Here is a 24,458-nt window from a genome sequence, read left to right as displayed (position 1 = left end):
CTACCGCGTCCCGGACCCCGTCCGGCGGGACCGGTGCGCCCGGTCGCGCGCCGCGAGGGCCGCGCCGCCGAGGACCGCGGCCGTCGTCGACGCCAGCAGGATCGCGACCTTGAGGTGCTCGTCGTGGGCGCTGCCGGCCCCGAAGGCGAGCTCGCCGATGAGCAGCGAGACGGTGAACCCGATGCCGGCGAGCAGCCCCACGGCGCCCACGTCCCGCCAGTGCAGGTCGGGGGCGAGGGGTGGCGCGGGTGAACCGCGCGACCAGCCACGTCGCCGCCAGGATGCCCAGCGGCTTGCCGACCACGAGCCCGAGCGCGACGCCCTGGGCCACCGGGTCCCGGACGGCCTCGGCGAGCGCGCCGCCGGACAGCGGCACGCCGGCCGCGAACAGCGCGAACACGGGCACCGCGAACCCCGCGGACACGGGGCGCCACCGGTGCTCGAGGCGCTCCGCGACGCTCGACGGCTCACCCGGACGGGCCAGCGCCGGCGCGGTGAGGCCGAGCAGCACCCCGGCGATGGTCGCGTGCACCCCGGACGCGTGCATGAGCGCCCACGCGGTCACCGCCAGCACCACGAGGGCTGCGTGCCCGGCGACGCCCGGGCGGCGGACCCGGACCAGCAGCGCGAACGCCGCCACCGCCACGAGCGACGCGCCCAGCAGGGCGAGGTGCAGCCCGTCGGTGTAGACCACGGCGATCACGACGATGCCGAGCAGGTCGTCGACCACGGCGAGCGTCAGCAGGAAGGCCCGCAGCGACGCGGGCAGGCTGCGGCCGACCACCGAGAGCACCGCGACGGCGAACGCGATGTCGGTCGCGGTCGGCACCGCCCACCCGCGGGTCGCACCCGCGGCGGTCGCGTTGACCAGCAGGTAGAGCAGCGCGGGGACCGCCATCCCGCCCACGGCGGCGACGACCGGCACGACCGCGGTGCGCACGCGCCGGAGCTCCCCGTCGACGATCTCCCGCTTGAGCTCGACGCCGACCACGAAGAAGAAGATCGCGAGCAGGCCGTCGGTCGCCCACGACGCGAGGCTGAGGTCGAGGTGCAGGGCCGCCGGGCCGACCACGGTCTCCGACAGCGCGGTGTAGGACGCCGACCACGGGGAGTTCGCCCACAGCAGCGCGAGGACGGCGCCGGCGAGCAGCAGGACGCCGCCGGTGCGCTCGGCGCGGAGGGTGTCGAGCAGGTTCGCCAGTCCGCCGGGCGACAGGGTGCCGAACAGGCGTCGCGGGGCGGGTGCGGGGGAGGGGGGCACGGGCGGCTCTCCGTGGGGTCGACGACGGGGACGCCGACCAGACTTCCCGGCACACCGCGGACGATCGTACCGGCCGCGTCGGCGGGCGTCAGGGCGAGCCGCGTCCGGCGTCGACCTCGTCCCCGGCGGCCTCGACCTCGAGGGCGACCCTCTCGACCGCGCGGGTGGCGGCCGCGGGGTCGGTGGTCACGACGAGCAGCCCCCGGGCCGCGCGGCCGGGGCGCGTGCGGTGCAGGAGCCGGGCGAGCGCGCCGACGAGCACGACGGCGGACAGGCCGGACAGCACCCAGGTCAGCGGGGTCATCCCGCCATCGTGGCGGCGCGTGGCGAGCGCGACCGACGGCCCCGGCCCTGCGTAGGTGGTGGACGTCGGTCAGGCGTCCGCGGCGACCTCGGCGGGCGACGTCGGGCTGCTCTCCGCGGACCGGCGGTCCTTCGGCGGGTCGAACCGGTAGCCGACGTTCCGCACGGTGCCGATGAGCTGCTCGTGCTCGGGGCCGAGCTTGGCGCGCAGCCGGCGGACGTGGACGTCGACCGTGCGGGTGCCCCCGTAGTAGTCGTAGCCCCAGACCTCCTGGAGCAGCTGGGCGCGGGTGAAGACGCGTCCCGGGTGCTGCACCAGGTACTTGAGGAGCTCGAACTCCTTGTAGGTGAGGTCGAGCGGGCGGCCGCGCAGCCGGGCGGTGTACCCGCCGGCGTCGATCATGAGCTCGCCGGAGGAGATCTCCTGCGGCTGGTCGTCGTAGGACGACCGCGCGGCGCGCTCGATGACCAGCCGGAACCGGGTCTCGACCTCGGCGGGCGTCGCGTTCTCCAGCACGATGTCGTCGGCGCCCCACTCGGCCGTGACGACCGTGAGGCCGCCTTCGGTCAGCACCAGCACGAGCGGCACCGTGAGGCCGGTCGCGCGCAGCAGGCGGCACGTGGTGCGCGCGGTCACCAGGTCGCGGCGCGCGTCCAGCACGACGATGTCGGCGTCGGGCGCGTCCACGAGGGCCGAGGGCTCCACGGGCAGCACGCGGACCCGGTGGGACAGCAGCCCGAGCGCGGGCAGCACCTGGGACGAACCCCCCGATGCGGGGGTGAGCAGCAGCAGGTCGGCCACGCAGCGGCCCTCCTCCCGTCCGAATTGGGGACACGGTACCCCTCGGATGTCACGTCGAGGCCTGCGTCCGCGACACATGGCGGTGGTACAAGCGGGGCGCGTCCCCCGGGCGGCCGCGACCGGCCCGATGCCGGGTGCGGGGCCCCGGGATGCGAGGATGGCGCCCGTGCCCGCCTCGAACCGCGCCGTGACCACGGCCGTCCTGGCGACGCTCGTCGCCGTCGCCGGTGTCCTCGGGGGCGTCTCGCTCGCCGGCCGGGACGGCGTCGTCCTCGCCGCCCTCCTCGTCGTCCTCTCCGGCGTCCTCGCGGTCGGCTGGCCCCGTGTCGCCGGGCTGCCCGCGCGCGTCGGGAGCGGGGTCGTGATCGGGCTCGCGGGGGTCGCGGCCGTCGTGGTCGTGCACGTCACGACGTCCGAGCCGCTGCTGGGCGACGTGCCCGCGGTGTTCGGCCGGCGCGGTGCTCGCCGCGTTCGTGGCGGAGCTCGCGCGGCGGGACGGGCGCGAGCGGCTGGTCGAGTCGGTCGCCGGGACCGTCGCCGGCGCGCTGGTGCCCGTGTGCGCGGCCGGCTGGCTCGCCGCCGAGCGCACGGCGGCGGGCGACGCCGTCGTGGTGACCGGTGCGGTCGCCCTCGCCGTCGGGTCGGCCGTCACCGCGCTGCCCCTGCGCGGCTGGGCGGGCGCCGGCGCGACGCTCGGCGCCGCCGTCGCGGGCGGGCTGGTCGCGGGTGCCGCGCTGCCCACCGTCGGGCTGCTGTCGGGGGCGCTGCTCGGGGCGGCGATCGGCGTCCTGGTCGCCGCGGGCGACGCGCTGTTCGACCGGCTGCCCGCCCTGGAACATCGTCTCGCCGGGTGGGCGGTCGCTGTGCTGCCCGTCGCCGTCACCGGCATCCTGGTCTACGTCGTCGGCCGCGTGCTCGTCGGCTGACGACCGGGCCGCCCGCCGGGCGCGCCCGCGCCGCGACCCCGGGGGGTGGGCATGGGCCTGCGCGTCCTGCTGGTCCTCGGCGTGCTCGGGGCCGCCGTCGTCGTCGGTCTGCTGTGGCGCTCGCGGAACGGGCGCTTCGTGGCGGCCCGCGGCGGTGCCGGGGTCGCCGACCGGCTGACCGCCGCCGACCTCGGCGCGCCGCTCGGGTCCGCCGCCACGTTCCTGCAGCTCTCGTCCGAGGCGTGCGCGCCCTGCCGCAGCACCGCCGCCGTGCTGGGCGCCCTCGCGGGGGAGCGGACCGGGCTCGCCCACGTCGAGGTCGCCGCCGAGGCGCGCCTGGACCTGGTCCGGAGGTTCGACGTGCTGCGCACGCCCACGGTGCTGGTGCTGGACGGCGCCGGCGCCGTGCGCGGCCGGCTGTCCGGCGCGACGACCCGGGAGCAGGCCGTCGAGGCGCTCGGCGCGCTCGACCGCTGTCCGGCCGCCGCCTGACCGGCGTCCCGGCCGGCACCCGCCCGGCCCCGGCTCGACCACCCCAGCCGCCTCACCCCCCTGGAGACCGCCGTGCCCGCGTCCCCCCGCACGCCGCAGCCCGCACCCGCCGCCGCCCGCGGACCCGCGCCCGACGCCCGGGCCGGCATCGACCCCCGCGGACCGCGCGTCGGCGCCGCCCTGACCGCCGCCCTGCTCGTGGTCGTCCTGCTGCTCCCCGGCGCCGCCGCCACGGTCGCGCTGGCCGTCGTCGCCGCGCTGTTCGCCGTCGGCGCCGTCCGCGGGGCCCAGGGGTCCGTCCAGGGGCTGGTCTACCGGGGCCTCGTGCGTCCGCGGCTCGCCCCGCCCGCCGAGCTCGAGGACCCGCGGCCGCCGCGGTTCGCGCAGCTGGTCGGCCTGGTCATCACCGGGGCGGGCGTCCTGCTCGCGCTGCTGGGCGTCCCGGGCGCGGTGGTGGTCGCGGCGGCGCCGGCGCTCGTCGCCGCGGTGCTCAACGCGGCGTTCGGCCTGTGCCTCGGCTGCGAGCTCTACCTGCTGGGCGTCCGGGTGCGGCACGCCCGGTCCTGAGGCGTCGGGAAGGCACGGGGCCGCGTCGTCGTTAGGATCGGCAGATGCACGCACTCGAGATCGTGTTCATCGGTCTGCTCGTCGCCGCGACGCTCACCATCGGGTGGTTCTCCGGCTTCGTCGTCTACCGGCTGTTCAAGGGACAGCGCTGACAAGAAGGGCTTCCATGGCGTTCACGCTGCCCGAGGGCCTCGCCCCGGAGATGTACCCGCTCGCCTGGCTCGTGGGGCGGTGGCACGGCGAAGGCGTCGTGGGGTACCCGGGGATCGAGGAGACGGCGTTCACCCAGGACGTGGTGATCGACCACGACGGCGGCCCGTACCTGTCCTACACGTCCACCATCCGGCTCGTCGTCGTGCCGGACGACGCCTCGGCCATCGCCGAAGCCGACGGCACCCCGACCGAGGCGACCGCTCCGGCCGATGCCGACGGCGAGGGCGCGGTCTGGAGCACCGAGAGCGGCTACTGGCGCATCCCGCCGGAGCGGCCCGAGGGCATGGGGTCGGCGCTGTCGCCGGTCGAGCTGCTCCTGGCCGACCCGTCCGGGCACGTCGCGGTGTACGTCGGCGCGACCGGCAACGGGCGCATCGACCTGGTCAGCGACGTCATCGCGCGCACCGCGTCCGGCGCCGAGGTGTCGGCGGGCAAGCGCCTGTACGGCCTGGTGAACGGCGAGCTCATGTGGGCGCACGACCTCGCCGCGTTCGGGCACGAGCTGCAGTCGTACGCCTCCGCGCGGCTCAGCCGCGTGACGGACTGACGTGTCCGACGACGTCGCGGCCGCACCGGCGGAGCCCCGGCACCGCAGCCCGCTGCTCGACCGGCACGGCGCCGTCGCCGCGTCCGGCCCCGACGCCGGCGTGGCCTGGCACTACGGCGACCCGACCGCGGAGCAGCGCGCGCTGACCCGCGGCGGCGCGGTCGTGGACCAGTCGCACCTCGGGGTCGTCCGGGTCACCGGGCCGGACCGGCTGTCCTGGCTGAACTCGATCACCTCCCAGGAGCTCGCCGCGCTTCCGCCGCGGACCTCGACGGAGACGCTCGTGCTCAGCCCGCAGGGCCACGTCGAGCACGCCGCCGCGGTCGTGGACGACGGCGAGGCCACCTGGCTGATCAGCGAGACCGCGCCCGCGCTGGCGACGTGGCTGGACCGGATGCGGTTCATGCTGCGCGTCGAGGTCGCGGACGTGACCGACAACTGGGCCGCGATCGGCGAGCCGGTGGACGCCGAGGGCGCCGAAGGAGAGCCGGTCACCTGGCGCGACCCGTGGCCGCGGACCCTGCCCGGCGGCACCCGGTACGGCCTGCCCGACGACGAGCACCCCGGCGCCGACCGCGCGTGGCGGCTCGTGCTGGTCCCGCGCGCCGGCCTGGCCGACGCCGTGCGGGCGCGCGAGGCAGCGGGCTGGCCGCTCGTCGGCACCTGGGCCAGCGAGGCCGTGCGCGTCGAGGCCTGGCGCCCCCGCGCCGGCCGCGAGGTCGACCACCGGACGATCCCGCACGAGCTCGACTGGCTGCGCACCGCCGTGCACCTGCACAAGGGCTGCTACCGCGGCCAGGAGACCATCGCCCGGGTGCACAACCTCGGTCGGCCCCCGCGCCGCCTGGTGATGCTGCACCTCGACGGGTCGGGCCACGTGCTGCCCGAGGCCGGCGCGGTCGTGCGCGACCTCGGCGACCTGCTCAGCACGGGCGAGCCCGGCCGCGAGGTCGGCGTCGTCACGACGGTCGCGCGGCACCACGAGCTCGGCCCGGTCGCGCTCGCGGTGGTGAAGCGCTCGGTGCCGGTGGACGTCGAGGTCGTGGTCGAGGCCGACGGCGGCGTGCTGACCGCCGGGCAGGAGATCGTGGTCCCGGGCGACGGCGTGTCCGTCGACCGCCCGGCCGCGCGGGGGCCGCTGACCCGCGGCCTCGGCGGCCACCCGATGCTGTGACCCCGCGGTGACGGGCGCGGCGCGGCCCGACCAGGGGCCCTCGGCGGTCCGGGTCCAGGTCGCCGCGCGCGTGCGGCAGGGCCGCGCCCGCGTCCGGACGGCGTTCGTGCCGATCCTGCAGGCGGTGCTCGCCGCGGGCGTCGCCTACTGGATCGGCTCCGCCGTGCTCGGGCACAGCGCCCCGTTCTTCGCGCCGGTGAGCGCGTGGATCGCGCTCGGGTTCACCGCCGACCGCGACCTGCGCCGGGTCGCCGAGCTCGCGGTGGGCGTCGCGATCGGCGTCGGGCTGGGCGACCTCGTGGTGCACGTCATCGGCACCGGCGCGTGGCAGGTGGCGTTCGTGCTGCTGGTCGCCGCGCTGATCGCCCGGTTCCTCGACCGCGGGCCGATGCTCACGACCCAGGCGGGCGTGCAGTCGATCGTCATCGTCGGGCTGCCCGCGGTCAGCGCGTCGGGCGGGCCGGTCGGACGGTGGACCGACGCGCTCGTCGGCGGCCTGGTCGCGCTCGCCGTCGCCGCGCTCACGCCGAGCGACCCGCGGCGGCGACCCCGGGCCCAGGGGCGGGCCGCGGTGGAGGAGCTGGCCGGGATGCTGCGGCTGCTCGCCCGCGGGATGCGCGGGCCGTCGGAGCACGACGTCGAGGACGCGCTCATCCGGGGCCGGGCCTCGCAGCCCGCGCTCGACGAGTGGCAGGACGCCGCCGGCTCCGCCCGGGACCTGGCGCGGGTCTCGCCCGCGGCGCGCCGGCACCGCACGGAGCTCGCGTGGATCGGCCAGTCCGCGGTCCGGGTCGACCGCGCCGTGCGCAACTCCCGGGTGCTGGCCCGGCGCGCGCTCGCGTCGGTGCAGGCGGACCGGGCGCGCGACCTCGGGCCGGTCGCGGACGCCGTGGACCGGGTGGCGCTCGCCGCCGACGCCCTGGCCGCGGCGCTCGGCGCGGGGGCGGAGCCGCTGCGCGCGCGGGAGGACCTGCTGCGCTTGGCGGGCGAGCTCGACCCGTTCACGCTGACGCCCGACGACCTGCAGGCGCAGAGCCTGCTGCTGCTCGTCCGGTCGCTCGTGGTCGACCTGCTGGAGGCGGCGGGCGTCGACTCCCGCACCGCGCGCGAGGCGCTGCCGGAGATCTGACGTGCCCGGGGCGGGGGCCGACCCCGCCGGGCGCGCGGCGGCCGGCGCACCGTAGGCTCGCCCCGTGATCTTCGGCAACGTGCAGGTGCTGCTGTTCCTCCTGTTCACCCTCGTCATCCTCGTGCTCGCGGTCTGGGCGCTCGTCGACGCGCTGCGCCGCCCCGCGTCCGCGTACGTCGCGGCGGGCAAGCAGACCAAGCAGATCTGGTCGATCATCCTGGGCATCGCGACCGCGGTGGCGTTCTTCTCGGTGCCGCCGCCGCTCGGGCTCGGGGCCTTCCCGACGTTCCTCGCGCTGCTGAGCGCCGTCGCCGCGATCGTCTACCTGGTCGACGTGCGCCCGGCCGTCGCGCCGCACTCCCGCCGTCGCGGCGGCGGTGGCGGCCAGGGCCCGACCCGCGGCGGGTGGTGAGCGTGCCCGGCATCCGGCAGGGCGGCCCGGACCTGCCCGAGCGGCTGCACGGCGCGGCCGCCGCGGTCGTCGCGCGGCACGCCGAGGGGGCGGGCGACGTGGCCTCGGCCGCGGTCCCGCTGGCCCGCGTGGTGCGCGGGGACCTCGTCGAGTCGGTGCACCTCGGGCACCTGGTCGTGCTCGCGCCGGACGGCTCCGTCCGGCTGGCCCTGGGCGACCCGGAGGTCACCGTGCTCGCCCGGTCGTCGCTCAAGCCGCTGCAGGCCGTCGGCATGCTCCGCGCCGGCCTCGACCTCGACGGGCCGCACCTCGCCCTCGCCTGCGCCAGCCACGACGGCACCCCGGAGCACCTGCGGGTCGTGCGCGAGACCCTGCTCGGCGCGGGCCTCGACGAGGCGGCGCTCGACAACACCCCCGACTTCCCGCTGGACGCCGAGGCGGCGTTCGCGTGGCGCACCGAGGGGCACGGCAGGGAGCCGGTCGCGCAGAACTGCTCCGGCAAGCACGCCGCGATGCTGGCGACCTGCGTCGCGCACGCCGGGGAGCCCGGCTGGGAGCCCGCGGAGTACCGGGAGCCCGAGCACCCCGTGCAGGTCGCGTGCCGCGCGGCGGTCGAGGAGCTCACCGGCGAGCAGGCCTGGCACGTGACCGTCGACGGCTGCGGTGCGCCGCTGTTCTCGACGACGCTGACCGGGCTCGCGCGGGCGTTCGCCCGCATCGCGGTCGCGCCGGTCGCCGACCCCGGCACGCCGCTCGCCCGGGTGGCGCTGGCGATGGCCGAGCACCCCGAGCTCGTCGGGGGCGCGGAGCGGGACGTGACCCGGGCCATGCGCGCGGTGCCCGGGCTGGTCGCCAAGGACGGCGCCGACGGTGTCTACGCGGCGGCGCTGCCGGACGGGTCCGCGGTGGCGTTCAAGGTCGCCGACGGCGGCGGGCGGCCGCGGCCGGCCGTGCTCGCGGCGGCGCTGCGGGTCGCGGGAGCCGCCGGGGTGCCGGGGGTCGACCTGGCGGCGCTCGACGCGCTCGGGGACGTCCCGGTCCTCGGGCACGGCGAGCCGGTGGGCTCCGTCGTGCCGGCGTTCGCGGCGGCCGCGCCCGAGGCGGTCGCGTGAGGGCGGTCGTCCAGCGCGCCACCCGGGCCTCGGTCACGGTGGACGGTGCGGTCGTCGGCGCGTTCGAGGGCGAGGGGCTGGTCGTGCTGGTCGGCGTGACCCCCGGCGACGGGCCCGCGCAGGTCGAGTACGTCGCGCGCAAGGTCGCGGACCTGCGGGTCCTGCGCGGCGAGCGGTCGGTGGCCGAGGCCGGCGCGCCGGTGCTGGTCGTCAGCCAGTTCACGCTCTACGGCGACGCGCGCAAGGGCCGGCGGCCCACGTGGAACGCGGCGGCGCCCGGCCCGGTGGCGGAGCCGCTGGTCGATGCGGTGGTGGCGGATCTGCGGGCGCGGGGGCTCACGGTCGCGACGGGGGTGTTCGGGGCCGACATGGCGGTCGAGCTGGTGAACGACGGCCCGGTGACGCTGCTCCTGGAGTCGGCCCCGGAGGCCTGAGGGCGGGGCGGGGCTCCGTGCCGAGGGCCGCGGCCCCGCCGACTGCACAACCGACACGTCGAGTGCCTATCCGCTGGGTAGGCACTCGACGTGTCCGGTAGGCACTCGCGGGGCGCGGGGCGCGGGGCGCGGGGCGCGGGGCGCGGGGCGCGGGCGCGCCGGCGCGGCGTCAGGGGAGGCGGAGGACCAGGCGCTCCTCGACCCGTGACGAGTCGCGGGTCTGGGCGTGGCGCTCGCCGGTCCGGACGAAGCCGGCGCGGACGAACAGGTCGCCCGCCGCGTGGTTCCCGTCGACGACCCACAGCGACACCGTCTCGGCGCCCTCAGCCCGCGCCGCGTCCTTCACGGCGTCGAGCAGCGCCCACGCCATGCCGCGGCGGCGCGCCTCGGGGGCGACCCACAGCTGCACCACGTGCCGGTCCGACGTCGGCGACCCCGGCTCCTGGATCATCCCGACGAGCCCGCGCGGGGTGCCCTCCTCGTCGACCACCCAGGTCGACGCGCTGCGCAGCCGCATGCGCCAGTGCGGCTCGGCGAACAGCTCCTCGCGTGCCAGCGACGACCCGAACACGTCGGGGTCCTCCCGCAGGGCGCGCAGGCGCACGTCCCGGACCGACCGCCAGTCGTCCTCCTGCACGCGCCTGATCTGCACGCCGACAGCATGCCGCACGGCTCGCGGCTCGTCGCCCGGGGCGCACGGCGCGTCCCCGGGTGAACGCGTCAGGGGTGCAGGCGCGCCTCGTCGGCGCCGACCTCCGGGACGCCGTGCCCGGAGGGGTCCGGCACGGCGCGGGCGACGTCGGCGACGTCCTCCTCGGGGCGCGGGGGGATCGTCTCGTCGTCCTCCAGCAGCGGCACGTCCTCGCGGCCGTCGTGCTGCACCGGGACGGGCTCGGTGCCGTCGGGGCCGGCCGGGGTCGGCTCGGTGGGGATCGGCTCGGTCACGGTGTCCTCCCGGGGGCTCGCAGGTGGAGCCACCGTAGGCCGGGGCGGTCGCGCCCGCAGGACGAGCGCCGCAGGTCCGCGCCACGATGGGGTCATGCGCATCGAGGCGGTCCCCGGGGACATCACCGACCAGGACGTCGACGCGGTCGTCAACGCGGCCAACTCCTCCCTGCTCGGCGGCGGGGGAGTCGACGGGGCGATCCACGCGGCCGCCGGGCCGGAGCTGCTCGCCGAGTGCCGCGAGCTGCGCCGCACGTCCCTGCCCGGCGGGCTGCCGGTCGGGGACGCCGTGGCGACGGGCGCGGGCCGGCTGCGGGCGCGCTGGGTGGTGCACACCGTGGGGCCGAACGCCCACGCCGGTGAGACCGACCCCGCGCTGCTGCGCTCGGCGTTCACGCGTTCGCTCGACGTCGCGGCGGAGGTCGGGACGCGCACCGTGGCGGTGCCCGCGGTGAGCGCGGGCGTCTACGGCTGGGCCCCGGTGACCGTCGCCCAGGTGGCGGTCGCCGCCGCGCGGGGGTGGGCCGCCGCGCACCCGGACGGCCTCGACCTGGTGCGGTTCGTGCTGTTCTCGCCCGGCGTGCTCGCCGCGTTCGAGGACGCGCTCGCGGAGCACTGACCGCCGCGCGTCCCGGCCGCGCGTCAGCCCGCGGCGACCGCCGTCCGTGCCGGCAGCCGGGACAGCCCCGCGCGCAGGTCCTCGGCGCTCGCGGTGAGCGAGATCCGCACCCAGCCCTCGCCCGCGGCGCCGAACGCCGAGCCCGGGGCCACCGCGACCCCCGCCGTCCGCACCAGGTCCTCCGCCCAGGCCGCCACGTCGCCGCCGGTCGCGTGCGCGACGTCCGCCCACAGGTAGATCCCGCCGGCGGCGGGCAGCCAGGGGATGCCGCGCTCGTCGAGGATCGCCGTCGCGAGGTCCCGGTGCTCCCGGTAGGTGCGCCGCGCGTCCTCGACGGCGTCCTGCGGGCCGGTCAGCGCGGCGAGCGCCGCGTACTGCGCCGGGGTGTTCACGCACGACACGATCGACTCCTGCAGCGTCGGCATCAGCGGCGCCATCCGGTCCGGCACCACCAGCACCCCGACGCGGAACCCGGTCATCGCGTGCGTCTTCGAGAACGTGTGCAGTGTCAGCACCCGGCCGTCGGTGTCGAACCGCGCGGCGGGCACGTGCGGCGCGTCGTAGGTGAAGGCGGCGTAGCACTCGTCGGACAGCACCCACAGGTCGTGCCGCCGGGCGACGTCGACCAGCTCCGCGACCAGGTCCGCGGGCAGGCTCGTACCGAGCGGGTTCGACGGCGAGTTCAGCAGCAGCACCCGGGTGCGGTCGGTGATCGCCGCCTCGACCGCGGCGGGGTCGGGGAGGAAGCCGTCCTCCGGCCGCAGCGCGTAGGGCTGCGCCTCGGCCTGCAGCAGCCGGGTCGCCATCGAGAACGGCGGGTAGCCGGGGTCCGGGACCAGCACGCCGTCGCCCGCGCCGACCGTCAGGCTGAGCCCGAGGTGCAGCGCCTGCGCACCACCTGCCGTGATCCACACGTTGTCGCGGCGGACGGGCAGGGAGTGCTCCGGGTCCAGCCAGGCCGCGACCGCGTCCCGAAGCGGGGCGATGCCGCCGTTGGGCGTGTACCGGGTGTCGTCGCGGGCCAGCGCCTCGCGTGCCGCCTCCAGCACGTGCGGCGCGGTCGGGAGGTCGGGCTCGCCGACGCTCAGCACCACGGCCCCCGGCAGCGACCACGCGAGCTCGGTGATCCGGCGGATGCCGGAGGCGGGGACGGCGCGGGCGTGGGGGGCGATCTCGGGCACGGGGTGCAGGCTAGCCCCGCGATGTGTCGGCGCCGTGTCCGTCGTCCGTGCGGTGGCCGGGTGGGGCGAACGTCCCGCTGCGCGGTCCGAGCGGCCCCCAGGCTGGGGCAGAGAAAAACCCCGGCTGCGTGCCGACTCGAGTTCGACAGAGGCGTACGCCGGGGATTGCCCGTCCAGGCTACCCCTTCCCGGAGGCGCACCGATGCCCCTCTCCCGCGCGCAGCGCGACGCCCTGGACCGTTCCGTGTCCGCGACCCGGATGGGCACCTACGTGCGCGTGTCGGGCGGTGACGCCGACCTCGCCCGAGCGCGGTACCTCTGGGACCGGGAGCTCGCCGTGGCGTTCTTCGCCGACATCGCGCTCCTGGAGATCGCGCTCCGGAACACGATGAACGACCGGCTGGCGGAGCGGTGGGGCGAGCGCTGGTACGAGCGGGTCGAGGTCCCGCTCGACGACCGGACCGCGGCGCAGCTCGCCGAGGCCCACGGTCGCGTCGTAGGACCGAAGCTCCCGGGCCGGGTCGTGGCGCAGTGCACCTTCGGGTTCTGGGCCGGGCTGCTCGACCGCGGGGCGTACACGGGTCGCGATCCTCGGCGGGTGCGGTGCGACTACGACCTGGTCCTGTGGCGAGGGGTTCTGGACCGCGCGTTCCCCGGCGGTCGCGCGACCGCGCGTGCGGACGGGGAACGCTGGGGCCTTACCTACGCGCACCAGGTCGTCACCCGGGTCAACGCGCTGCGCAACCGCGTGGCGCACCACGAGCCACTCATCGCCGGACACCCCCTCCCGGGGCAGCGCGGCCCCGATGGCCGCGAGCGCCGGCGAACCGCGGCCGAGGGGTTCGGCGACCTGCTGCGCCTCGCCGCCATGATCGACCGGGACCTCCGAGGGCTCCTCCTGGCCACCTCGGCCGTCCCCGTGGTGCTCGACCGACGGCCGCGGCCGCGCGACCTGCGTCGACGGGTGACACCGCTGCGTCCGGGCGTCGTCCGGTCGTCGGCGCCCTGACCTGCGCCCGGACCCGCGGCGTTGGCAGGATGGGGTCGTGACACCCGCGCCCGACCCCACGTCCGTCCTGTCCCGGTCCGCCGCCCGCACCGCCGGCACGGCGCTCGCCGCCGTCGCGCTCGGCGTGGTGGCGTGGTGGCTGCTGCGGCTCGGGGCGCACGACGCGACGCTCGTGCGCTGGGAGTGCTTCGCGGGCACGTGCGCGACGGACGACTTCGCGGGGGCCGCGCCGGTGCTGGGCGGGCTGGCGCTGCTCGCGGCCGGGGCCGCCGCCGTGCCGCTCACCCGGCGGGCGACGCCGGGGCTCGCGGTCGTGCTCGGCGCCGGGGCGCTGCTCGCGGGCTGGTCGGCGGCCGTGACCGACGGGCTGACCACGGAGCAGGCGGTGCGCCGGAACGTCCTGATCGCAGCGCTGGTGCTCGCGCTCGGGCTGGTCGCCGCCCTGTGGGGCGGGGTGCGGGTGCTGCGGGGCGCCGGGCTGCTCGCGCGGCTCGGCGGGCGCACCGGCACCTGGGCGCGGGTACGGGACTACGAGAGCGGGACCGGCCCGGTGGTCGGGGCGACGGTGCACTTCGACGACGCCCGCGGCGTCCGGCACGCGGTGCGCACCCGGGTGCCGCGGGAGGCGTTCCGGCACCCGCCGCGCGCCTACTACGACCCCGAGCGGCCGGACGACGCCGAGCGGCTCGTGGTCGTGGTGCCGTCGCCGCCGCTCACCGCTGCCGGCCGCGCCGCCCGGGAGCAGGCGGTCCGGGTGCTCGTGCCGCTGCCGGAGGACGACTTCCCGGGCGGCGGGCCCGCGGGTCCGGGGCGGACCGGGACGCCGGGTCCCTCGGGCTCGGGCCGGCCGGGCGCGTCGTCCTCGGCGGGCGCGCGCGGCGCCGGCTCGGTCGTCGACGCGCTGGAGCGGCTGCAGGCGCTGCGGGCCTCGGGGGCGCTGTCGGAGGAGGAGTACGCCGCCGCGAAGGCGCGCGTCCTCGCGGGCTGACCCGGGTCCCGCGCGCGGGGGCGCACAGGTCGACCTGCCGCGTCGCGCCGTCCGGGCGGATACTGGTCCCATGGCGCAGACGCTGGACCCCACCGAGGTCACCGCGCTCCTCGCGGAGCGGCGGCGGGAGGCCCTGGCGCGGCTCGCCGGCACCGACGCCGAGCGCGACGCGGTCGTCGCCGCCTCCCGGGAGTCGGTCGCCGACGACGAGCACGACCCCGAGGGGTCGACGATCGCCTACGAGCGCCGGCTGCTCGACGCCCTGACGCACGACCAGCGCGACCGGCTGCGGGAGATCGACGAGGCGGAGCACCGGCTCGCCGCGGGCACGTACGGGACGTGCACGCGGTGCCACCGGCCGATCCCCGTCGAGCGGCTGCGTGCCGTGCCGACCGCGCGGACCTGCGTGGGCTGCGCGGGGCGCTGACCGCCCCGTCGGGCGTGCGCGAGGATGGGCCGCATGTTCGCGCGTCCCGACGACCTGACCGCCATGGGCCTGGCCCTGACCGAGGCCGCGGGCTGCTCCGCGACCGGGGACGTCCCCGTGGGCGCGGTCGTGCTCGGGCCCGGGGGCGAGGTCGTCGGCGCGGGCCGGAACCGCCGCGAGGCCGACGGCGACCCCACCGCGCACGCCGAGGTGCTGGCGCTGCGCGCCGCGTCGGAGGCGCTCGGCCGGTGGCGGCTCGACGACTGCACGCTGGTGGTGACGCTCGAGCCGTGCCTCATGTGCGCGGGGGCGACCGTGCTGGCGCGGGTGCCGCGGCTGGTCCTCGGGGCGTGGGACCCGAAGGCGGGCGCGTGCGGGTCGCAGTGGGACGTGGTGCGCGACTCGCGGCTGAACCACCGGGTCGAGGTGGTCGGCGGGGTGCGCGAGGAGGAGTGCGGCGCCGTGCTGCGGGAGTTCTTCGCGCAGCACCGCTGAGTCCCGCACGACGAGGGCCCCGCCGCGGTGCCGTCCGCGGCGGGGCCCTCGTGGTGCCGGGTGGTGCGGAGGTCAGCCGCCCGTGATGTTGTCGTACGCCCGCTGCGCGGCCGTCTGCGCGTCGGCCAGCGCCTCCTCCGGGGTCTTGTCCCCGAGCAGCGCCGCGGTGATGGCGTTGTTCAGCTCGTTCTGGATGTCCTGGCCGGCGGGCGAGGACCCGAAGGTCTTCCCGTAGTCCACGACGTCGTAGTAGGTCGAGATGACCTGGTCGAAGCCGGCGTCGCCGGTCTCGGTGACGTACTGGTCGCGGATCGCCTTGTCGGCCGCGGGCGAGCCGGTGAACAGGCCGGTGTTGATGCCGCCGTCGGTCGCGATGGTGTCGGCGCGGGCCTCGCCGGCGGCCATCCACGCGTCCTGCGAGGTGAGGTCCAGCATCCAGGCGCAGGCGGCGTCCTTGTTCTGGGCACCGGCCGGGATGACGAACGCCGTGCCGGAGGCGACGGAGAACGGGTTGCCGTCCTGGTCGCGGAACGGCACCGCCTCGATCTGGATCTGGCCCACGTAGGCGCCGAGCACGTTCGGGTACCACTGGGCGTTGACCTGCGCGCCGACCTGGTCGGTGACGTACTGGTTGTTGTCGCCGAAGGTGTCGAACGAGTCGGTGAACGACTTCACCTTGGCGAAGCCGCCCTGGGCGTCGGTGATCTGCTTCAGCAGCTCGATGCCGGCGACGTTCGACGGGTCGTCGAGCGTCGGCTTGCCGTCCGCGTCGGTGAGCTGCCCGCCCTGGCCGAGGATCCACAGGCCGCCCTGGCCGGTCGCCTGGGGGTCGAAGCCGAGGGTGGTCGGGACGCCGCCGCTCTCGGCGTACATCTTCTCCACGGCGGCCACGAGGACGTCGGGCTGCGAGGTGTCGATCTGGTCCGCCGTCACGCCCGCGGCGTCCATCACCCGCTTGTTCAGGATGATGGCCGGCGGCTGGTAGAACTGCGGCACCGCCCACACCTGGTCGCCGTACCGCACGTCGTCGACGACCGAGGGGTAGTACTGCTCGTCCGGGTCGACGTCGTGGGCGCTGTAGCAGGCGTCCAGCGGCAGGATCAGGTCCTGCGCCGCGTACGTGGTCACGTACCGGCGGTCCATCTGCACCACGTCCGGGACGTCGCCGGAGGCGAGCCGGGTGGTGAACTTCTGCGCGTCGAACGCGGTGGCGTCGAGATCGATCTGGACGTCGGACAGCTGGTCGGCGGCGTAGTCGAGGCGCGACTGGCCGACGTCGTCGGCGTTCTCGAAGCCCCAGGCCTTGAGCGAGCCCGAGGCCTCGGTGCTGAAGTCGGTGGATCCGCCGGACCCCTCGTCACCACCTCCGCCCGAGCTGCAGGCGGCCAGGGCCAGCGCGGTGACCGGCAGCAGGGCGATCGCGGCGCGGCGACTCTTCCTCATGAACGTCTTCCCTTCCTCGCACCTGCGGGGCGGCGTCGTCGCCGGCCCGCGGGAGAGCCCCCGGCACCGGTGCCGAGGATCTGAAAACCTTCCCACATCGGACGGTAGTTCAGGGCCTTCGGCTGAGACAAGACCCTCGGGATCACGGAGTGATCACGCCTGTTGAACGCCTGAACACCGTGGACTGCGAGCCCGACCCATCGCTAGGCTCGTATGGAAACGATGCCACAAAGTGAGGACCCGACGATGCCGTCCGCACCTGACGAGACGCCGACCGACCCGTCGCCGACGGCGGCCCGGCCGCTGCCCGGCGGCCCGTGGCCGGACCGCCCCATCCGGCAGGTCCTGCTGGTGGGCCACACCCACCACGACGTCGGCTACACCAACAGCCCGCGCCTGGTCGACGACCTGCACGCCGCGACCGTACGGCGGGTGCTCGACCTGTGCGACACGAACGACGGCGACGGCCCCGACGCGTTCCGCTGGACGTTCGAGGTCGCCCGCCCGGTGCTGCGGTTCCTCGCCGAGGCGGGGCCCGCGGACGTCGAGCGGCTGCGCCGCCGGGTGGGCGAGGGGCGGGTCGCGGTGACCGGCGGCTACCTCAACATGACCCAGCTGCTCGGCGACGCCGAGCTCGGGGCGGCCTACGACGCGCTGGACCGGGTGCGGGCCGCCGGCGTCCCCGTCCGCACCGAGCAGCACGGCGACGTGAACGGGATCGCCTGGGGCGCCGTGGACGCGATGCGCCGCGCCGGGATCGACCGGCTCGCGATGGCGCTCAACCCCGACCACGGCCGCGCGCCCTACCCGCAGCCGACCGGGTTCTGGTGGGAGGGGCCCTCGGGCGCGCGGGTGTTCGCGTGGCTGTCGACGCACTACGGCGTCGGCGAGGAGTGGGGGATCGTCGACGGGGACGTCGAGGCGGCCGAGGCGCACGTCGCCGACTTCGTCGCCGCGCTGGGGAAGCGGGACGACTACCCGTACGACACCGCGGTCGTGCACGCGGCGAACGACAACCGGTGGCCGACGGCGCTGTTCCTCGACGTCGTGCGGCACTGGAACGCCCGGCACCCCGAGGTGCCGATGCGCACGGCCACGATCGACGACGCCCTGGACGTGCTGGTCCCGCAGGCCGAGGCCGCCGACGTCCCGGTCGCGCGCGGGGAGTGGTCGGACTGGTGGGCGCACGGGCACGGGTCCACCGCCCGGGAGGTCGCCGTCTACCGGGAGGCCCGGTCGTTCGCCCGCGCCGCGCAGACCACGCTCGGGCTCACGCGGCTGCGCGGGGACGGGACGCCGGCGCTCGCGGACGTCATGGGCTACCGGCGCGGGCCGGTGCGGCTGCGGTCCGACGCCGAGGTGGCGCGCGACCTGGAGCGGGTGGACGCGGAGCTGCTGCTGTTCGCGGAGCACACCTGGGGGTCCTGGGAGACCTACTCCAAGCCGTACTCCTCGTTCAGCCACTCCCACTGGAACGCCAAGGCCGGGTTCGCGTACGGGGCGTTCGACCTCGCGCGGGACCTCGCGGTCGAGGGGCTGTTCCGGGTGCTGGCGAGCGGGGGCAGGACCGCCGGGGAGGGCCCGGCCGCGGACGCGGGGGCGACCCGGGTGGTGGTCGTGAACCCGACCGAGCGGGCGCGCATCGAGCCGGTGGACGTCGAGGTGCACGGCCGGACGCGCGCGCGGACCGTCGCGACCGTCCCGGCGTTCGGGGTGGCGACCGTGCCGCTCCCGCCGGAGCCGGGGCCCGCGCGGGCGGCGCGGGAGGTGGCGTGCGGCGCGTACCGGGCCGTCGTGGACCCGGCGCGCGGCGGGGTGGTCTCGCTGGTGCACGTGCCGAGCGGGCGCGAGCTGGTGGACGCCGACGGCCCCGGCCTGGGCGCGGTCGTCACCGAGACCGTGGTGCCGGGCAGCGCGCACCCGATGGTCGTCCGCGACCCGAAGGACTTCCACCCCGACTTCCCGGGGCCCGACTTCGACCGGCGGCACGCGACCGGCGACGAGGAGCCGCTGGTCACCGAGGGCGAGGCCTGGGCGCGGATCGCGTGGCGCACGACCCCGCCGGGGCTGCCCGCCGCGACCACCACCCTGACCCTCTACCGCGACGTCGACGTCGTGGACCTCGAGGTCGCCCTGGTGAAGCCGGAGGCGTTCGGGCCGGAGAGCATCCACGTGGCGTTCCCGTTCCGCGTCGCCGACCCCGAGTTCCTGCTGGAGACCGCCGGCGCCGTGTACGCCGCCGAGACCGAGCAGCTGCCCGACACCTCGAAGGACTGGTACTCGATCCAGCACGCGGTCGGGGTGCACGCACCGGGGACGGACGGCGGGGTGCTGTGGGGCGCGGTCGACGCGCCGCTCGTGCAGCTCGGCGGCCTGCACACCGGCGAGTGGGCCCGGACGCTGCGGGCGCCGACCGGGTACGTCTCCTCCTGGCTGATGAACAACCTGCACTTCACCAACTTCCAGGCCCGGCAGGAGGGCACCCGGACGTACCGGTACCGGTTCGCGGCGGTCGACGGCCCGGTGACCCGGGAGCGGGTGCGGGTGTTCGGGCGGGACCTGGCGGAGCCGCTGCAGGCGCGGGCGTACGACGGCCCGGTGGCCGCCGAGGGCGGGCTGGGCCTGCGGGTCACGCCGGCGGAGCGGGTGCTGGCCGAGGTGCGGCCGATGCCGGACGGGTCGGTGCGCGTGCGGCTGCGGAACGTGGGCGCCGACCCGGTGGCGGCCGAGGTCGCGTGGGACGGCCCCGGGCGGGTCGCGGGCGGCGGCCGGGTGGCGCTGGGCCCGCACGGCGTGGGCGAGGTGCTGCTCCGGCGGGAGGGCTGATCGCCGAGGGGGTAGCCGACGCGTCGAGCGAGTAGCCGTGGCCTGCTCGCTCGACGCGTCGGGTGCACGGTCGAGGCGCGGGTCAGCCCGCGTCGTCCGCCGACGGTGCCTCGGTCGGGCGCGGGCGGCCCGTGGCGTCCGGCGTCGACGCCTCCGTGGTGGTCAGCGCGTCGGTGGCCGCGTGGTCGTCGGTCGGCGTCGCCCCGGGCGTCTCCGCCGCCACACCCCGCTCCTGCTCGTCGGCCGCCCGGCCCCCGGGCTCTGCCGACCCCACCGCCGCGGCCCGCACGTCACCTCCCGCGTCGGCGAGCGGGCGCTCCACCAGGTCGACCTCCACCACCGGCGCGTCGGGGTCGGCCGGCACCCGGAACGTCCGCAGCTGGAACGGCCCGAACTCCGCCTCGAGCGTCCGCCCGACGACGGGCAGCTCGAGCCGGGCGGTCCCGCGCTCGCCGCGGGTCTCGACCGCCCGGACGACGAGGTCCGCGCCGCCGGGCCCGTCGACCGGGTCCTCCGAGCCCTTGAGCGCGGTGATCGACACCTCGCCGCCGCGGTCGGACGCGAACGACCCCGTGTGCGGCAGCGCGCCCGCGTGGAACGACTCGAGCATCGCGCGCACCGGCGACCCGAGCAGCGCGGCCCGCCGGCTGGGGTCGGCGGCGTGCCGGTCGCCGGCGTGCGGGACCAGCTCGTAGGAGAACCGCTGGATCCCCTGGTCCTGGTACGCGTAGACGTCGTCGCCGTCGAGCAGGCGCGGGTCGTGCCACGCGTACACCGGGCTGCGCACGGCGGTGACGCCGATGCTCGGCTCGTCGCCGGGCGACACGTCGTAGCCGTGCTTGTTCGTCGTGACGAGCGTCAGGCCCGCCGGCCGCCCGTCGAGGGTGCCGGTGAGGTCGACCCAGCCCTGGCCGGGCTCCTCGGCGCCGTCGACCGGCCGCTCGAGCTCGGCGTACGGGATCTGGTAGGTCGCGCGGGGGTCGGTGAGCGCGGTCGGGAACCGGAGCTTGAGCAGGTGCGCCCGCTCGCGCCAGTCCAGCGTCACGTCGACCCGCAGCACCGCGGAGTCGTGGTCGAGCAGCAGCTCCTCGGTGAGCGTCGAGGACCCCCACGTCCGCTCCACCCGCACCCGGGCGCGCAGCGGGCCGGACTCCCGGACGACGACCCGCGCGAGCGCCATGCTGTCGCCCGCCCAGGCGTAGGACACGACGCGGTGGCCCCAGGTGTCGGTCGGGTCGTCGCACACCTGGGTGTGCCGGCGGCCGTCCACGCCCCGCAGGACGTCGAGCCCGGTGCGCTTGTCCAGGTACGAGCGGATCCAGCCGGTCGCCGGGTCGAGCTCGATGCGGACAAGGTCGTTCTCCAGCACCGTCTCGGTCGCCGACAGGCCGCCCGGGGCGGCGGCGCTCCACTCCGGGCGGACCGGCTCGGCCTCGGTCCGGACCCGGTACAGCCGGTAGCCGAGCGCCGGGACCTCGGCGCGGAACACCAGCGCACCGCGGCCGGTCTGGTTGGTGGCCGCGCGGGACTGCGTCGGCTGGGACACCACGACCGCGCCGTCCCCGTCGACCACGTGCACGGCGCCCGGGTGGGAGCCGTAGTGCAGCTCGACGTCCGTCGAGACCGGCCACGGGTGCGGGTTGAACACGAGCACCGGCTGAGTCGCGGTGTCGAGCGGGATGTCGACCTGCCGGGCGATCGTGTTGTGCGCCCGCACGATGATCCGCTTGGCGATCGCGACGGCCTCGCCGAGCTGGTCGCGGGCGTCGTCGTACGCGTGCTCGATCGCGGAGCCCGGCAGCACGTCGTGGAACTGGTTGAACAGCACCTGCTTCCAGGCGCGCTCGAGGTCCTCGCGCGGGTACGGGGTGCCGTCGTGGACGGCGGTGACCGCGGCCCAGCGCTCGGCGGACAGCAGGGCGTACTGGGCGCGGCGCTGCCAGGCCTTGATCCCGGAGTGCGCCGAGTAGCAGCCGGGGGCGTGGTGCTGCAGGTCGTCGGTCCAGGTCGGCAGGCCGTCGAGGAACGCCGGCCCGCGGTCGCGGACGCCGTCCAGGTACTCGCGCGGGGAGGACATCCGCAGCCGCCCGAACGAGCCCATCCGGTCGTAGCGGTGGATCGACTCGATGTTGGCGATCGTCGGGCCGCCGCCGTGGTTGCCGACGCCGTAGAGGACCATGACGTCGCCGAGCGACCGGTCGAGCGCGCCGAGCGCCTTGTCGACCTGGCCGTCGACCGAGCCCGCGGGGGAGCAGTACTCGAACGGGATCCGGTAGGCGAGCACCCGGCTGCCGTCGGGTGCCTGCCAGTGGAACAGGGTGTCGTCGAGGGCGCTCTCGTGCGGGCCGGGGCGCAGGAACAGGTACGAGTCGAGGCCGTGCCCGCGGAGCACCGTCGGCAGGCTGGCGCTGTGGCCGAACGGGTCGGCGTTCATGCCGACCGTCGCCGGCTTCCCGAACCGGGAGATCAGGTAGCGCTGGCCGTACAGGCCCTGCCGCGCGAACGACTCGCCCATCGGCATGTTGCAGTCCGGCTCGACCCACCAGCCGCCGACGTTGACCCACCGGCCCTCGGCGACCCGCTCGGTGATCCGGGCGAACAGCTCCGGGTCCTGCTCCTCGACCCAGGAGAGCAGGACCATCTGGTCGCAGGTGAACACGAAGTCGGGGTACTCGTCCATCCGGTGGATCGCCGACCAGAACGTCGCGCGCGCCTCCTGGTAGCCCTCCTGCCACGGCCAGAGCCAGACGGGGTCGATGTGCGAGTTCCCGATCATGTGGATGGTCCGGTCCGGCGTCGCGTGCGGGCGGGGGTGGGGCGGCAGGTCCCGGGGCTGGGTGCCCGCCGGTGCGTTGGACAGGGGCGCGCCCGTGGTCTGGCGTGGCCGGCTCATCGTGCTCCTCGTGCGTCGTCGCGCGGGTGGTCGGGTCGATCGTACTCTGCAATCGATCCCATAACGAGAGGTGTCGACGGTGCTCGCCGACGGGCGCGCGTGCGCGTCGTGCGCGTCGGCGCACATGTGTGCGGACATTGACACCTCGGTGTCACCGCTGGTGGGCTGGTGCGCATGCCGCGTCGACGCCGACCGCACGCGCCCGCACGTCCCGCGTCGGGCCCGGGGGATCCACGCCGGGGCGGGCGGCTGTCCGCGGGGGTGGTCGAGGGGTTCTACGGCCCGCCGTGGCGGCACGACGAGCGGCTGGCGCTGCTCGACGCCGCGCCCGGGCTCGGGCTGGACACGTACCTCTACGCCCCGAAGGACGACCCCTGGCACCGGGAGCGGTGGCGCGAGCCGTACCCCGACGCGGAGCTCGCCCGGCTCGGGGAGCTCGCCGCGCGCGCCGCGGCCGCGGGGGTGGCGTTCGTGTGGTCCGTCGCGCCGGGGCTGTCGATGCGGTTCTCCGACGACGCCGAGCACGCGGCGCTCGCGGCCAAGGCCGAGCAGGTGCGCGCCGTCGGGGTCCGGGACGTGTGGTTGCTGTTCGACGACGTGCCGTACGACCTGCCGCACCCCGAGGACGTCGCGGCGTTCGGCCCGGGCCAGGCGGGCAGCGGCCGGGCGCACGGGGAGGCGGCCGCGCGGTTCCGGGAGACGTTCCTGCTGCCGCGCGGCCTCACGGGGCCGATGACGGTGTGCCCCACGGACTACGCCGGCTGCGGGCGGTCGCCGTACCGCGACGCCCTGGCGGCGGCGCTGCCGGCGGACGCACGCGTGCTGTGGACCGGGCGGGACGTCGTCGTCGGCGAGGTCACCCGGGAGGACGTGCTGGCCGCGGCCGAGGCCTTCGGGCGGCGGATCGTGCTGTGGGACAACGTCCCGGTCAACGACTTCGACCGGACGCGGCTGTTCCTCGGCCCGCTCACCGGGCGGCCGGACGACGTCGACGGGCTGCCGCTGGACGGGGCCGTCGCGAACGCCATGATCGAGGCGCTGCCGTCCCGGCTGCCGCTCGCGACCGTCGGGGCCTGGGCGCGGGACCCCGCGGCGTACGACCCGGCCCGGGCGGCGGCGGACGCCCTGGCGCTGGTCGCCGGGCCGCGCGCGGGGGTCGTCGGGCCGCTGGCGCGGGCGTGCGCGGCGTGGCCGCCGGGGGCGCCGCGGGACCCGGGGCTCGCACTGGCGACGAGGGCGGCGCTCGCGGGCGACGCGGGGGCGCTGGCGGAGGTCGAGGGGCGGATGCGGGCGCTGGCCGGCTGCGCGGCGGACGCGACCGGTGCCGGTGCGGACGCGGCGGCGGACGCGCTGGTGGCGGCGCTGCGGCCGTGGCTCGAGGCCGCCGCGCACGCCGGGGCCGCGGGGCTGGCGGCGTGCGCGCTGCTGCGCGGGGCGGGCGACGCCGGCGCGGCGCGGGCGGCGCTCGACGTCGTGGAGGCCGACTTCCCGGACGTGCTGCGGTCGGACGTCGCGCGGTTCGTCCGGGCGGCGCTGGCCCGTCGGGGGCCTGGCGGCGAGGGCGAGGACCGTGCGCCAGGTGCGGAGCCCTCGCTCGGCGGGGACGGTGCGCGCTCGGCGCACGCGGGAGCCGGGTCGGGGCGCCGGGCGGTGCTGGTCACGGGCGCGGAGCCCTCCGCGGGCGACGAGGCGACGGCCCGCTGGTTGCGGTCGCGCGGGCTCGCCGTGCGGACCGCGTCGACCTGGCCGCCTGCCGACGGCGCCGACGTCGACCTGGTCGCGCTCACCCCGGACGCCCCGGCGGCCGCTGCTGCGGCGCTGGCCGGGGCCGCCGTGCCGGTGCTCGCCTGGGGGCGGCTGGTGACGCTGGGCGTGGCGACGGCCTCGGGTGTGCAGCTCGACCGCGACCGCCTGGTGCGCGACGACGGCCGCGCCGGCCCCCGCGAGGTGGTCGTGCACCGCGGCGCCGGGCGGCTGACCTGGTGCGAGCCGGTGCCGGGGGCCCGCGTGCTGGCGCGCGCGCCGGAGCCGGAGCCGCGCCCGGTGCTCGTCGAGGTGCCGGCGGGCACGCCGCTCACGACGGGCGCGCTCGCGCCGGCCGCGCGGACGGTCGCGTTCCTCACGAGCGACGGCGCCGCGCGCTGGCTCCTCACCGACGACGGCCGGGCCCTGCTGGACGAGGCGCTGGCACGCCTCCTCGCCCCCGCCCCACCCCTCGCCGCCGTTTCCGTGCCCTGACGCGCCCGAACGGTGCGGTCGC

24 protein-coding genes and 1 pseudogene are annotated in these 24,458 nt (G+C 77.1%); 16 read left to right on the top strand and 9 right to left on the bottom strand.

Features of this window, described 5'->3' with window-relative positions; all coding sequences use genetic code 11:
* The 4 genes and pseudogenes from FKM96_RS22185 to FKM96_RS08685 all read right to left on the bottom strand — a co-directional run bounded on the left by FKM96_RS22185 (position 1) and on the right by FKM96_RS08685 (position 2,366).
* Positions 1 to 201 carry a Na+/H+ antiporter NhaA gene (locus tag FKM96_RS22185; RefSeq protein WP_371300528.1) on the bottom strand — a complete coding sequence of 67 codons (201 nt, stop codon included), beginning with the start codon at positions 199 to 201 and terminating at the stop codon, positions 1 to 3.
* Between the two features lie 97 nt (positions 202 to 298).
* Positions 299 to 1,261: pseudogene (locus FKM96_RS08695) on the bottom strand (Na+/H+ antiporter NhaA); the annotation flags it as partial.
* Between the two features lie 88 nt (positions 1,262 to 1,349).
* Positions 1,350 to 1,565, bottom strand: coding sequence for a hypothetical protein (locus tag FKM96_RS08690; protein ID WP_147794894.1), 216 nt, complete (start codon positions 1,563 to 1,565; stop codon positions 1,350 to 1,352).
* A gap of 69 nt (positions 1,566 to 1,634) precedes the next feature.
* Complete coding sequence (locus FKM96_RS08685) at positions 1,635 to 2,366, bottom strand: response regulator transcription factor (RefSeq protein WP_147794893.1); 732 nt, start codon at positions 2,364 to 2,366, stop codon at positions 1,635 to 1,637.
* A 458-nt stretch (positions 2,367 to 2,824) separates the two neighbouring features.
* Here FKM96_RS08685 and FKM96_RS21465 point away from each other — a divergent pair, with 458 nt between their 5' ends.
* From FKM96_RS21465 to dtd, 9 genes are all read left to right on the top strand, one after another.
* Positions 2,825 to 3,292 carry a hypothetical protein gene (locus tag FKM96_RS21465; RefSeq protein WP_147794892.1) on the top strand — a complete coding sequence of 156 codons (468 nt, stop codon included), beginning with the start codon at positions 2,825 to 2,827 and terminating at the stop codon, positions 3,290 to 3,292.
* Between the two features lie 51 nt (positions 3,293 to 3,343).
* Positions 3,344 to 3,784: a thioredoxin family protein gene (locus tag FKM96_RS08675; protein WP_147794891.1), complete on the top strand. Its 441-nt coding sequence runs from the start codon at positions 3,344 to 3,346 to the stop codon at positions 3,782 to 3,784.
* 72 nt (positions 3,785 to 3,856) lie between these two features.
* Positions 3,857 to 4,351 (top strand): DUF4395 domain-containing protein, encoded by a 495-nt coding sequence (locus FKM96_RS08670; protein WP_147794890.1) that lies wholly within the window; start codon positions 3,857 to 3,859, stop codon positions 4,349 to 4,351.
* Between the two features lie 166 nt (positions 4,352 to 4,517).
* Positions 4,518 to 5,111 (top strand): FABP family protein, encoded by a 594-nt coding sequence (locus FKM96_RS08665; protein ID WP_147794889.1) that lies wholly within the window; start codon positions 4,518 to 4,520, stop codon positions 5,109 to 5,111.
* 1 nt (position 5,112) lies between these two features.
* The gene (locus FKM96_RS08660) at positions 5,113 to 6,285 is read left to right on the top strand and encodes a folate-binding protein YgfZ (protein WP_147794888.1); all 1,173 of its coding nucleotides are present in this window, start codon (positions 5,113 to 5,115) and stop codon (positions 6,283 to 6,285) included.
* Positions 6,286 to 6,292: 7 nt separating this feature from the next.
* Positions 6,293 to 7,414 (top strand): aromatic acid exporter family protein, encoded by a 1,122-nt coding sequence (locus FKM96_RS08655; protein WP_147794887.1) that lies wholly within the window; start codon positions 6,293 to 6,295, stop codon positions 7,412 to 7,414.
* Between the two features lie 64 nt (positions 7,415 to 7,478).
* Positions 7,479 to 7,826 carry a DUF2516 family protein gene (locus tag FKM96_RS08650; protein ID WP_308160943.1) on the top strand — a complete coding sequence of 116 codons (348 nt, stop codon included), beginning with the start codon at positions 7,479 to 7,481 and terminating at the stop codon, positions 7,824 to 7,826.
* A 98-nt stretch (positions 7,827 to 7,924) separates the two neighbouring features.
* The gene (locus FKM96_RS08645) at positions 7,925 to 8,938 is read left to right on the top strand and encodes an asparaginase (RefSeq protein WP_147797007.1); all 1,014 of its coding nucleotides are present in this window, start codon (positions 7,925 to 7,927) and stop codon (positions 8,936 to 8,938) included.
* Positions 8,935 to 9,372, top strand: a complete 438-nt coding sequence (gene dtd / locus FKM96_RS08640; protein ID WP_147794886.1) for a D-aminoacyl-tRNA deacylase — start codon at positions 8,935 to 8,937, stop codon at positions 9,370 to 9,372. Before FKM96_RS08645 ends, dtd begins: the two co-directional genes overlap by 4 nt.
* A gap of 169 nt (positions 9,373 to 9,541) precedes the next feature.
* Here dtd and FKM96_RS08635 read toward each other — a convergent pair whose 3' ends face one another.
* Both FKM96_RS08635 and FKM96_RS08630 read right to left on the bottom strand, forming a co-directional pair.
* A complete protein-coding gene (locus tag FKM96_RS08635; RefSeq protein WP_147794885.1) occupies positions 9,542 to 10,024 on the bottom strand; it encodes a GNAT family N-acetyltransferase in 483 nt (160 codons plus the stop codon).
* Between the two features lie 68 nt (positions 10,025 to 10,092).
* Positions 10,093 to 10,317 carry a hypothetical protein gene (locus FKM96_RS08630; protein ID WP_147794884.1) on the bottom strand — a complete coding sequence of 75 codons (225 nt, stop codon included), beginning with the start codon at positions 10,315 to 10,317 and terminating at the stop codon, positions 10,093 to 10,095.
* A 94-nt stretch (positions 10,318 to 10,411) separates the two neighbouring features.
* Between FKM96_RS08630 and FKM96_RS08625 the strand changes: the two genes are divergently transcribed.
* On the top strand, positions 10,412 to 10,936 hold the full coding sequence (locus tag FKM96_RS08625) for an O-acetyl-ADP-ribose deacetylase (protein WP_147794883.1): 525 nt from the start codon (positions 10,412 to 10,414) through the stop codon (positions 10,934 to 10,936).
* 23 nt (positions 10,937 to 10,959) lie between these two features.
* Here FKM96_RS08625 and FKM96_RS08620 read toward each other — a convergent pair whose 3' ends face one another.
* Positions 10,960 to 12,117 (bottom strand): pyridoxal phosphate-dependent aminotransferase, encoded by a 1,158-nt coding sequence (locus FKM96_RS08620; protein ID WP_210417398.1) that lies wholly within the window; start codon positions 12,115 to 12,117, stop codon positions 10,960 to 10,962.
* Positions 12,118 to 12,319: 202 nt separating this feature from the next.
* On the opposite strand from FKM96_RS08620, the gene FKM96_RS08615 reads away from it, so the two are divergent.
* From FKM96_RS08615 to FKM96_RS08600, 4 genes are all read left to right on the top strand, one after another.
* Positions 12,320 to 13,126, top strand: coding sequence for a hypothetical protein (locus tag FKM96_RS08615; RefSeq protein WP_210417397.1), 807 nt, complete (start codon positions 12,320 to 12,322; stop codon positions 13,124 to 13,126).
* Positions 13,127 to 13,163: 37 nt separating this feature from the next.
* Positions 13,164 to 14,114 (top strand): SHOCT domain-containing protein, encoded by a 951-nt coding sequence (locus FKM96_RS21460; protein ID WP_246855271.1) that lies wholly within the window; start codon positions 13,164 to 13,166, stop codon positions 14,112 to 14,114.
* A 70-nt stretch (positions 14,115 to 14,184) separates the two neighbouring features.
* Entirely contained in the window at positions 14,185 to 14,541 is a 357-nt protein-coding gene (locus FKM96_RS08605) for a TraR/DksA C4-type zinc finger protein (RefSeq protein ID WP_147794882.1), read from the top strand.
* A gap of 63 nt (positions 14,542 to 14,604) precedes the next feature.
* A complete protein-coding gene (locus FKM96_RS08600) occupies positions 14,605 to 15,036 on the top strand; it encodes a nucleoside deaminase (RefSeq protein WP_147797004.1) in 432 nt (143 codons plus the stop codon).
* Between the two features lie 72 nt (positions 15,037 to 15,108).
* Here the strand turns inward: FKM96_RS08600 and FKM96_RS08595 are convergent, their stop codons facing one another.
* On the bottom strand, positions 15,109 to 16,479 hold the full coding sequence (locus FKM96_RS08595) for an ABC transporter substrate-binding protein (protein ID WP_147794881.1): 1,371 nt from the start codon (positions 16,477 to 16,479) through the stop codon (positions 15,109 to 15,111).
* Positions 16,480 to 16,725: 246 nt separating this feature from the next.
* Between FKM96_RS08595 and FKM96_RS08590 the strand changes: the two genes are divergently transcribed.
* Positions 16,726 to 19,305: a hypothetical protein gene (locus FKM96_RS08590; protein ID WP_147794880.1), complete on the top strand. Its 2,580-nt coding sequence runs from the start codon at positions 16,726 to 16,728 to the stop codon at positions 19,303 to 19,305.
* Positions 19,306 to 19,387: 82 nt separating this feature from the next.
* On the opposite strand, the gene FKM96_RS08585 is transcribed toward FKM96_RS08590, so the two are convergent.
* Positions 19,388 to 22,198: an alpha-mannosidase gene (locus tag FKM96_RS08585; RefSeq protein WP_246855270.1), complete on the bottom strand. Its 2,811-nt coding sequence runs from the start codon at positions 22,196 to 22,198 to the stop codon at positions 19,388 to 19,390.
* Between the two features lie 174 nt (positions 22,199 to 22,372).
* Between FKM96_RS08585 and FKM96_RS08580 the strand changes: the two genes are divergently transcribed.
* Positions 22,373 to 24,436, top strand: a complete 2,064-nt coding sequence (locus FKM96_RS08580) for a beta-N-acetylglucosaminidase domain-containing protein (RefSeq protein ID WP_147794878.1) — start codon at positions 22,373 to 22,375, stop codon at positions 24,434 to 24,436.
* Positions 24,437 to 24,458: the final 22 nt, after the last annotated feature.

Source organism: Cellulomonas sp. Y8 (genome assembly GCF_008033115.1).
Lineage (GTDB): Bacteria > Actinomycetota > Actinomycetes > Actinomycetales > Cellulomonadaceae > Cellulomonas.
This window is presented reverse-complemented; position numbering and strand designations above follow the sequence as displayed.